Origin of the sequence: Azospirillum sp. OGB3 (assembly GCF_014192915.1) — a bacterium.
In the GTDB taxonomy this organism is placed as follows: domain Bacteria; phylum Pseudomonadota; class Alphaproteobacteria; order Azospirillales; family Azospirillaceae; genus Azospirillum.
Genome location: NZ_JACHYN010000024.1, coordinates 55533 through 65767 on the forward strand (window position 1 = coordinate 55533; position 10235 = coordinate 65767).

A 10235-nucleotide genomic window follows, 5' to 3' on the forward strand; every position below is an offset into this window, starting at 1 on the left:
CGTGGCGATCCCGAACGCGGGGATGCCGGGACCGGAAAAGGTGCTCCATGACGGCCGTGCTGGTGACGGGCGGCGCCGGCTATGTCGGCAGCCACGCCTGCAAGGCCCTGGCGGCGGCCGGCTTCCTGCCGGTGACCTTCGACAGCCTGGAGCATGGCCGTCGCGACGCGGTTCGCTGGGGGCCGCTGCTGCAGGGCGATCTCGCCGACCGCGCCGCGCTCGACCGGGCCTTTGCCGAACATCAACCCGTGGCTGTGCTTCATTTCGCCGCATACGCTTATGTCGGGGAGTCGGTGGCCAAGCCGTTGCGCTATTACCGGAACAACGTGGCGGGGACGCTGACGCTGCTTGAAGCCATGGCCGCGGCGGAGGTCGGGATGCTGGTCTTCTCCAGCACCTGCGCCACTTATGGCGCGCCTCGGGTGACCCCCATTCCGGAGGATCACCCTCAGCAGCCGGTGAATCCGTACGGGGCCAGCAAGCTGATGGTGGAGCGGATGATCATGGACGTCGGTGCCGCCTCCGGCCTGCGTGCCGTGATCCTGCGCTACTTCAACGCCGCCGGCGCCGATCCGGAGGGTGAGATCGGAGAGAACCACGATCCGGAAACCCATCTGATTCCCCTGGCCCTGGATGCCGCGCTGGGCCGCATTCCGCATCTGACGGTCAACGGCGACGACTACGACACCCCGGACGGCACCTGCGTGCGCGACTACATCCACGTTTCCGATCTGGCGGACGCCCATGTCCGGGCGCTGCGCCATCTGCTCGACGGCGGCGACAGCGTGGCGCTGAACCTGGGCAACGGCCAGGGGTTCTCGATCCGACAGGTGGCCGATGCGGCCGAGCGTGTCACCGGCCGGCGGGTGCCGTTGACGGTGGGGCCGCGGCGGCCGGGTGATCCGCCGGTTCTGGTGGGCGATGCCAGGAAAGCCCGCGCCTTGCTGAAATGGCGACCGCAGCGCGATGACCTCGACGTGCAAATCGCCGATGCGTGGCGGTGGCGACAACGGGAGTACACAGTCAGTCAGGAAGCGGTCCGGTGCCGGTCACCCGACGGCAAGGAGACAGGAGCGGAGAAAAAATAATGTCTCCGATTCTGGACTTGTCAGAACGGGCCGGACCACGTAATCCATTCGGTCGTTCCTCTTACTACTTTGCGCCTGGGGCGGTTTTCCGGCCTTTGGGACGTGTCGTGTTTGCTCGGCCGGAAGAGCGGCTTTAGAAAGTTGGATCGCCCCTATGGACGCAACAAAGAGTCTCCGAATGATGCAAGCCACGTCGAATGAAGTCGATCTGAGGGGACGCTTTGAAGGTTTCTCCGGTGTCTTCGCCACTGGTTGGGCAAGCTGGGGAGAGGGCTGCGAAGACCATGCGAGGGTGGTCGTCCATATAGACGGGCAGACGATCGCCCAGAGCATCGCCAACTGCCACTTCCCGTATCTCGGCAACGGCCCGGAAGCCCACACGGGCTTCCGCATCCCGCTGCCCGGCCGGTTCTTCAGCGGCGCCGCGCACAAGGTCGAGGTGTTCGCCGTCCAGGAAGACGGCGTGCTGGCCCCGTTGCCGGGAGGCCCCTATTTCCTGGGCAAGGACCAGTTCGACGGATTCTTCGACTACATCAAGGATGGGGCGGCAGAGGGCTGGTGCTGCCCGCGCTCCTTCACGGACCCGTGCCGCGTCGACTTGTACGTGGATGGCGTGCCGAGCGGCAGCGCGACGGCGGACCATCCCCGCGCCGACCTCGCCTCGACGGGCATCCACATCAGGAATTCCGCCTACTCGATTCCGCTGCCCCCGATCTGCGTCGACGGCCGTCCGCACACGATCGAGGTGCGCTGCAACGGGGTCCCGCTTCACGGTTCGCCGAGGACCTACCAGGCGGACTACCGCGGATTCATCGATTCCGTGGACTTCCATAAGATTTCCGGCTGGATCATCAACAAGACCCCTGGGTCCGGGCCGGTGAAGCTTGATGTCTCCGCCAACGAGAAGACCTTCACGGTTCTGGCCGATGGCGTCAGGACCGATCTTTTCGACGAGTACGGCAGCACCCGCCACGGCTTCCACCTGGACATCTCAAGGGAGAATCTGGGAAGCGATGTCCTGAGCATCGCGGTCAAGCTGCATGGCGTGGATGTCCCGCTGACCAAAGCGCCGCTGACGTTCTACTCGGCGCGGGGCCTGGACAGCATGAAGGCCCGCTTCATCGATGCCATCATGGGGACGTGCCCCTCGGTGCCGGGGAGCGGCGGCGTCGATCTCTCCATCCTCCACTCCTCGCTGCACAATCTCCCGGCCATATTGGGGGTTCCGCGGGAGAGCTACTGGAACGACGATCAGACGATCTACGGCCCGGAGCGTCAGCTCCATGTCCTGGAGACCGTCCATTCGCCGACCCGCGGGATGCCGGTCACCATGGCGGTGCTCGTCGACGAGAAAACGGCCGATGCAATCGACTTCGGCGCGTTCCTGGCCTCCCTGAAGGCCTTCACGCTTCCGGGGCTCGATGTCGCGGTTGTCAGAACGGGAACGGTGGGCACGGAAATCAACGACTTCATCAAGCGGCTGTACGAGGCCGGTGTCCCGTGCCTTGCGGAATCCGCCTTCGTCCGCCTGTTCATGCAGGCCCCCGCCGCGTTCGTCGAGGGGCGTGGGGAAAAGAGCCTGCGGGGCTTGATGATCGTCCCCGCCGACAGTGTTCCCTCGCCCGAGGCCGTTCGCGTGTGGTGCCGGCAGTTCGAAGCCCATCCGGCCTTGACTTCCCTGTCGTTGCTGACCCTGTCCGACGCCCAGGCGTTTGCGCCGAAGGGCCGGGGTCCGAAGGCGGCCGCGGCGATCCGCCGGAACCTGGGGATTGACCTGGAAGCCGGCCCGGCGGTGACCGCGGCGGCGCAGCCGAGGCTGGCCTTCCTGAAGGCGCCCCGAACCGCATTCACCTTGTTGCGGTCGGCTCCCCTTCTCGACGCGGCCCCGGCGGAGGATGAGGACGAACTCTCCCTTGCCGATTTCCTCGATCTCTGGCTCGGCACCCTGTCCGACAGCGAGAACCTGCACGGGCTGAGCGACGCCGTCTGCGTGCCGAGCGGCGTCCCGGCCCTGCGGAAGACGGATTTCCTCTCCTCCAAGGATCATGCGCTTTGCCGGTCGATGGCTGAAGCGGTCGCCGTTGATCTGCTGTTGCGGGATGGGCGTCCCACCGTCCTTCATGTGATGCACAACCTCGACGGGGGGATTCTGCGGCATTGCAGGGACGTGGCCGAGATGCTGGAGGAGGCGGGGGTGCGCTCCCTGTTCTTCAGGCCCGTCCATGGCGGGCTGGCCGATCTGTACGATCCGGTGTCCGGGCTTGGCCGCCGCGTCGCCTTCAGCGAAACCGAGGATGGCCTGACCGAGGTCGCCCGGAACCTGAACATCCGTTCCGTCCACATCCACCATGTCATCAATCATGTGGACGCAGTGTGGAAGATCGCGGAACGGCTGGGCGTCCCCTACGATGTGACGATTCACGACTATTACTGGGTCTGCCCGCGCGTGACCCTGATCGACGACAGCGGGCAATATTGCGGCGAGCCGTCGGCCTCCTCGTGCAACCGGTGCGTCGCGATGTCCGGCTGCTATGACAACGTTCAGGACAGCTACGATGAACTGGGCGGAACCGTATCGGCGTGGCGCCGGCACCATGGCGCTCTGCTCGCGGGGGCGCGGACGGTCCTCGTGCCGTCCGGCGACGTCCTGGAACGGATGAAGCGGTACGTTCCGGAAGCAAATCTCCACGTCCTGACCCATGCGGAAGCCGTTCCGTCCACCGTCCACGTCCGCCGGGGCGCCGCGTCCAGCCGGATCGGCGTCGCGGTTATCGGCGGCATCGGCCCGCACAAGGGGTTCGAGCACCTGATCCGGCTTGCTCGTTGGTCCGACCGGCGCAACCTCAATCTTCACTTCTATGTCGTCGGCACGGTTCCCGACACGTCGAAGTTCGATGGGCTGGGCAACATCACCTTCACCGGCGGCTACAAGCAGGCGGAGCTTCCGGAACGGCTGGCCGCGCTGGACTGCCAACTCGCCCTGTTCCTCAGCGTCTGGCCGGAAACCTACTGCTACACCCTGTCGGAGGCCCTCGCCGCGGGGTTGACGCCGGTAAGCTATGACCTGGGGGCGGTGGGCGAGCGTCTGCGCGCCCTGGGCGTCGGCACGCACATTCCCTTCCCCTCCACGCCGGAGATCATCGTGCGCGCCCTCATGGAGACCTACGCCTGGCGGTCCACTCTGGCCGCCCCGGTCTCCATCGACATCGGCCTGTCTCCGGCCCAGTACACGGACGCGTATCTCACACTCATCGATCTGTGCGAGCGGTCGCATGCGAGGGCAGCCCAATGAAATGCTACATCGAGAATGTCGGCTATGACGGCCTGCTGAACCTTCGCGGCTGGCTGTTCGACCCTGAGCGCCCGATCGCCCGCATCGAGGTCTGTTCGACCGGACCGTTGGGGAGCGACGTCCGCGCCGCGACCTGGGGGTTCGTGCGGAACGACGTCTTCGAGGGCAACGGCCGTTGCGAGGCCGCCCTGAAATCGGGCCTGCACGTGCTCGGGCTCCAGGTGGGAACACAGGCGCAGATCGACCTGCGTGTGATCTTCGAGGACGGCACGGCGACCGAACTGCCGCTCGCCCTGTTCACCCACGACGAAACCGCGACCCATCCGGACAAGGCGTTCTCGCTCACGCCGCTGGCCCCGGTGATCACCTCCGGGCTCAGCGTCGGCCGCGCCGGCGGCCATGATCTTGCCGATGTGGTCGGCCGCTTCGGCGCCGCCCGCCCGCCCAGCGGCGCGGGCGCGGCGGCGGAGCCCGTCAACGTCCTGGTATCCGTCTACAAGGGCCTGCATTTCCTGGCCCCCTTCTTCGAATCCATCTTCGCCGATCCGGGTTTCCCGTTCGAGCTGACGGTCGTCGACAACGGAAACGACGACCCGGCGGTGATCGGCCTGCTGGCCGAGGTCTGGAAGCGGCACAGGCCCCAGATGCGTCTGGTCCGGGTCGAGAAGAACGAGGGCTACATCAAGGGCATCAGCGCCGCCTACGAGGCGGCCACGCCCGGCCGCCACGTGGTCGTTCTGAACACCGACCTCGTCCTGCCGCCGCGTTGGCTCGAACGGCTGATGCAGCCGATCCTGGAGAACGACGACGTCGCGACGGTGACCCCCTTCACCAACGCCGGCGCCTCCTGCAGCTTCCCCATCGTCGGCGAGGACAACCTCCGTTTCCGCGACCTGCCGGTGGACGTGATCGACCGCGCCTTCCAGGACATCGGCTGGGAGGGCGGGGGCCTCACCCTGCCGTCGGGCGTCGGCTTCTGCATGGCCCACAACAAGGCCGCCCTGGAGAAGATCGGCTATTACGACGCGGAGGCCTTCGGCTTCGGCTACGGCGAGGAGAACGACTGGTGCCTGAAGGCCCATCGCCTGGGCTACCGCAACATCCTGCTGCCCAACATGCATGTGTGGCACAAGCACGGCGGCGTGTATCTGGCGGAGGAGAAGCGCGAGCTGATCGCCCGCAACCTGCGCACCATCAACGCGCGCTACCCCGAGTATGAGGGGATGGTGCACTCCTACTTCAGCAAGGACGAGCTGTTCGGGCTGCGCACGATCATCGCCGCGCGCCTCGTCTCCACCCAGCTGAAGGCGCCGGCGCGGGCCATCGTCGCCGATCTGGCCGCCCCTTCGGCCAAAGCCGCCCAGCGCGAGAAGATCGAGCTGTGCGAGCAGGGCGGCGCCTGCGTGTGGATCACCCCCAGCGGCGAGCACAGCCTGCAGGTCTCCGTCTTTGTGGAGGAAACCGCCGCCTCCTTCCACACCAGCTCGGCCGAGGCCCTGCTCGCGCTGTTCCGCCTCCTGGACATCCGGGAGATGGGCGTCTACAGCCTGATCCCCAACGGCGTTCTGGCCGAGGCACTGCGGCTGCTGGCCGGCCGGCCCGCCGAGGAGCGGGTGAAGCTGCATGTGCGCCTGGGCGATTACGCCCTCTTCTGCCCGACCCGCACGCTGATCGATCACAGCGGCTCCTTCTGCGGTCTGCGGAACGACGCGGCGTGCCAGTCCTGCCTCAGCCGGAACGAGCTGAAGGACAGCGGTCCCGCCGGCGACGTCTCGATCGAGGACTGGCGCCGCCAATGGGCGCCCTATGTCGAACTGGCGACCACGATGTCCGTGGAGGCGGGCTGCTCCCGGCTTCTGGTCGAGGATGGGTTGCGGCGCTTCTTCCTGGGCCCCCGCCGGCCCGCCGGAAAGGGCCTGCCGCACAGCCCGGCGATCCAACCGGTTCCGCTGAGCGCCTGACGCGGCCGGAATCCCGGTGCGCGGCACGGATCATAGGTCTAGGAGCAGGGCGGAAAGACGATGCAACTCGAACGGCAAGCCGATCTCCACAATCTGCTCATCGACACCGATCCGGCCGCGCAGATCGCCTACACCGACGGCGATGCGACGGAAAACGCCATCCTGGCGATCGTTGAATCCGAGCCCGACCTCGGCCCCGGATCGCCCGGCCTGAGCCGCCACATCAAGGACTGGCCGACCGAGTATCATTTCAGCCCCTTGCGCCTCAACCTGCTGCGGCCGGTAAGGCATCTTCTGCGGGGCCGCGTTCTGGAGGTCGGCGGCGGGTGCGGGGCGCTGTCCCCCTACATCGCCGAACAGGCCGACGAGCTGATCGTCGTGGAGGGGGCGGTGCGCCGCGCGCGCATCTGCGCCACCCGTTGCCGCGGGCTGGCCAACACGCAGGTGTGGGCCACCAACTTCTCCTGCCTTCCGGAAACGGAGACGTTCGACACCGTCCTGGTGATCGGCGTCCTCGAATACAGCCCCTCCTTCTTCAAGGATGGGGAGCGGGATCCGTTCGACGCCTTCCTCGCCAAGGTCCGCACGCATCTGGCGCCGGGCGGGCGGGCGATCATCGCGATCGAGAACCGGTTCGGCCTGAAGTATTTCTGCGGGGCGCCGGAAGACCACGAGATGGTCCAGTTCTACGGCATCGAGGACCGGTACCGGCCGAACCAGTTCAAGACCTTCGGGCGGCGCGAACTGCTGGACCTGCTCGACCGGGCCGGGCTCGGACACACCGACCTGCTTCTGCCCTTTCCGGACTACAAGCTGCCGCAGGTCGTCCTTCACCAGACAGCGCCCGACCACCCGGAGATCGATCTCCAGGCGCTCCTGCTGCGGGCCGCGGCCCCGACGCAAAGCCGGTCCTACCAGCGGCTCGCCACCGAACAGTTCGTCTGGCCGAACCTCGCCAAGAACGGCCTCGCCGCCGATCTGGCCAACTCCTTCCTGGTCGTCGCCGCCCCCGAGCCCCTGCCCGCCGGGAGCGGGACGGATCTCGTCTTCTACTACACGGCCCGGAACGGCAAGGCGTTCAGCAAGGAAACAATCATTTCACGGAACGACGGCGGGCATCTGGGTGTCCGGCGCGCGCCGCTGTACGGCGACGGGGACGGCGGCGAGGATGACGGCGGCGGCCCGCCGGGCATCGTCTGGAAGCTGGAGAGCGAACCCTTCTTCGCGGGGCGCTGGTACATGGGCGGCCTGCTGGAGCTTGCCAAAAGGCCGGTGTGTGACGTGGCGGCCATCGCCGAATGGTGCAGGCCCTGGATCGGCTATCTTGAGGAGAACGCCGTCGTCTCCGGCGACGATCGCGTGCTTCCCGGGGAGTTCATCGACTGCAATCCCCTCAACATCGTCCAGAGCGCCGAAGGGCTGCGCTTCTTCGACCGGGAATGGGAGCTTCCGGGCAAGCCGCCCCTTTCCCATGTGATGTTCCGGGGGCTTCACTGGGCGTTGAGTTCGATCGGCTCCCTGACCTATTGGGGCGACGTCGCGGGATCGAGGATCATCGACGTCACCCGGTCGGTGCTGACAACGCTTCTCCCCGACTGCGGACCGAACATCGTTGACGGTCTCATCGAACGGGAAGTCGCGTTGCAACGGCTGATGGGGCAGGACGGTGATGCCATACGCACGTTGCTTCTGACCCAGATCATCTCCGCACGGGTTGAGGTGCAGGCGTCGCTGGACAGCCTGTCGACGTTGGTCCGTGCCGAACATCAGGTCAACCAGCAACTTCAGGATTTGTCGGCACGGGTCGCTGCCGACTTGGCCGGCGACCTTCCTAATCTGCGTGTGCGCGGGTACATCGACTCCGTCCGCAATGGCGAGGCGGGACATCGGATCGTGTCCGGCTGGGCTTTCGATCCGCTTTTAAAACGGGCGCCGAAATACGTCGTTCTTCTCCATCAAGGAAAGCCTATGGCGAGCGCGCCGGTCAACGTGGTGCGCAATGATGTCCATCAATCCCTTGGAATTCCGGAATCTCCAAAGGAACTTGGCTTTTGGATTGCTGTGCCGAATGGCGCCGTTCCCGAGACGATCACCCGCCAGAACTTTAAGGTGGCCGCCTTCTCCCCAGACTATATCGGGGAATTGGGGTGGGCTGAGTCTTCATGAAAAGACTTCTTCTGGAATACGAGCGATTTAACAGTTCTGCGCTCATCTAATCATCTCTTCTCGACGTTTGGCGGTCTATAAAGCGGAATTTATCAAAAAATAAGAAGGGGGACTTGATGAGTATCGCGGTCATTGACAACGGTAAGGGAAATCGGGTCGTCATTCCTGACTCTGTCAGGCTGAATGGTCTTTGGACAATTACTCTGAATGGGGACAACAATTTTGTTGAAATTGGTGAAGGATGTATACTTCGTGGTTTTGGCCTGACATTTGGCTCTGATTGTACCTTGAAGATCGGGAAAAACGGGAGCCTTTCTGCTCTTGAGATTTTTGGACTTAATGGGCTCAAATTACAGATTGGAGACAATGCAACATTTACTTATCATACACGCATCATGTCTCACGAAGGGCAATCCATAACCATTGGGAATAATTGTCTTTTTGCTTCCGGCGTGCTTATCACTGCAAGTGACATGCATTCCGTGATCGATGTCTCCACTGGGCATCGCATCAATGGGCCAGCGGACATCGCAATAGCAGACCATGTGTGGCTCGGCCTTGATGCGTGGATTCTAAAAGGATCGTCTGTCGGTCGAGACTCGGTAATCGGCGCTCGATCTGTGGTGTCCAGTGAAATCCCAGAGCAGTGTGTTGCAGTCGGAGTACCGGCCCGCGTCGTTCGGACTGGCGTGACGTGGGACCATGGACTGCTTCCTGTCGGCTGAACAATCTCCCACGTTGAACAAAATGCACTTCGAGATCGGTCCGGTTGTAAGACTGATTAGCGTCATGCTCAGCGAAGTTATTCTGCCTTAGAATAGGAAGGAACAATACAAAGGCAGTTTGGAAGTCAACCGGTGCCCCATTCAATTGTTGTGTCTGGCCTGTTTGAGGCCAGCGTCAGCGCGTCCGTACGTCACCCGTTACAGAACCAACTACAATGAGAGCGGAGGTCTGAAAGTGCCGCCCGTATGTCTCTCTAAGTGCCTGTTTCGAAAGTAGTCGCTGATGGGGTAAGGGTCTGACGTAACTGCTGTTGTCAAGGCACACACACCCTGATCAACAGTCCGCACGAGGTCTCCTATGAAGATGTCTTGGCCCCTGTTCCGCCAAGCGTACTGAAGACGGATGCGCGGCTTCAAGTCCTCCATCAGTGCACACCGGTTCTGCAGAGCCCAATACGAGAATACCGCCGCGACGGTCAAGCTTGCGCGAAAGATGAAGGAAACCCATATTGGCCTTGGATTCACAGGGTGAGGACTTTATTATGGCAAACAAAGTGGCCAGATTTGCGGCGTCTGGTCTTATCGCTGCTTTCTTTGTAGCAACAGTAGCCGATGGTGCGTCGGCCTGCTCCCGCATCCTGTCAAATACGAATGGTAAAGCCAATGTCGTCGCTCGGACCATGGATCTATACCGCTCGGATGCTGCGAAGATGGTCGTCTATCCGCGCGGATTGGAGAGGGTTTCTAATACCGGGGACGGCAAGTCTTTCAACTGGGCATCGAAACTGGAAAGCGTGGCAATCACCTCGTTTGGAAGCGCGACGAGCGACGGCATGAACGAAAAGGGACTCGTGGCGAACCTGCTCTATCTTGGCGACACCAGATACGAGCCGCGTGACGGTCGGCCCGGACTGTCGAATCTGCTATGGGCCCAATACGTGCTCGACAACTTCGCTTCCGTCAAAGAGGCGGTTGAAGGATTGAAGAACGTTCAGATCGTTCC

Annotated in this window: 6 protein-coding genes; all 6 read left to right on the forward strand. The window is 63.7% G+C overall.

Going from position 1 to position 10235, the window contains the following annotated elements; translation table 11 throughout:
- The first annotated feature begins 47 nt into the window (after positions 1–47).
- Positions 48–1088, forward strand: a complete 1041-nt coding sequence (gene galE, locus FHW79_RS29165) for a UDP-glucose 4-epimerase GalE (protein WP_183182166.1) — start codon at positions 48–50, stop codon at positions 1086–1088.
- A 292-nt stretch (positions 1089–1380) separates the two neighbouring features.
- Positions 1381–4380, forward strand: a complete 3000-nt coding sequence (locus tag FHW79_RS33595) for a glycosyltransferase (protein WP_183182167.1) — start codon at positions 1381–1383, stop codon at positions 4378–4380.
- Positions 4377–6341, forward strand: coding sequence for a glycosyltransferase (locus FHW79_RS29175; RefSeq protein ID WP_183182168.1), 1965 nt, complete (start codon positions 4377–4379; stop codon positions 6339–6341). The genes FHW79_RS33595 and FHW79_RS29175 overlap by 4 nt, the downstream gene beginning before the upstream one ends.
- 60 nt (positions 6342–6401) lie before the next feature.
- Entirely contained in the window at positions 6402–8507 is a 2106-nt protein-coding gene (locus FHW79_RS29180) for a class I SAM-dependent methyltransferase (RefSeq protein WP_183182169.1), read from the forward strand.
- A gap of 116 nt (positions 8508–8623) precedes the next feature.
- Positions 8624–9232, forward strand: coding sequence for an acyltransferase (locus FHW79_RS33010; protein ID WP_183182170.1), 609 nt, complete (start codon positions 8624–8626; stop codon positions 9230–9232).
- A gap of 542 nt (positions 9233–9774) precedes the next feature.
- The coding region (locus FHW79_RS29190; RefSeq protein WP_183182171.1) for a linear amide C-N hydrolase at positions 9775–10235 on the forward strand (461 nt) is incomplete at its 3' end.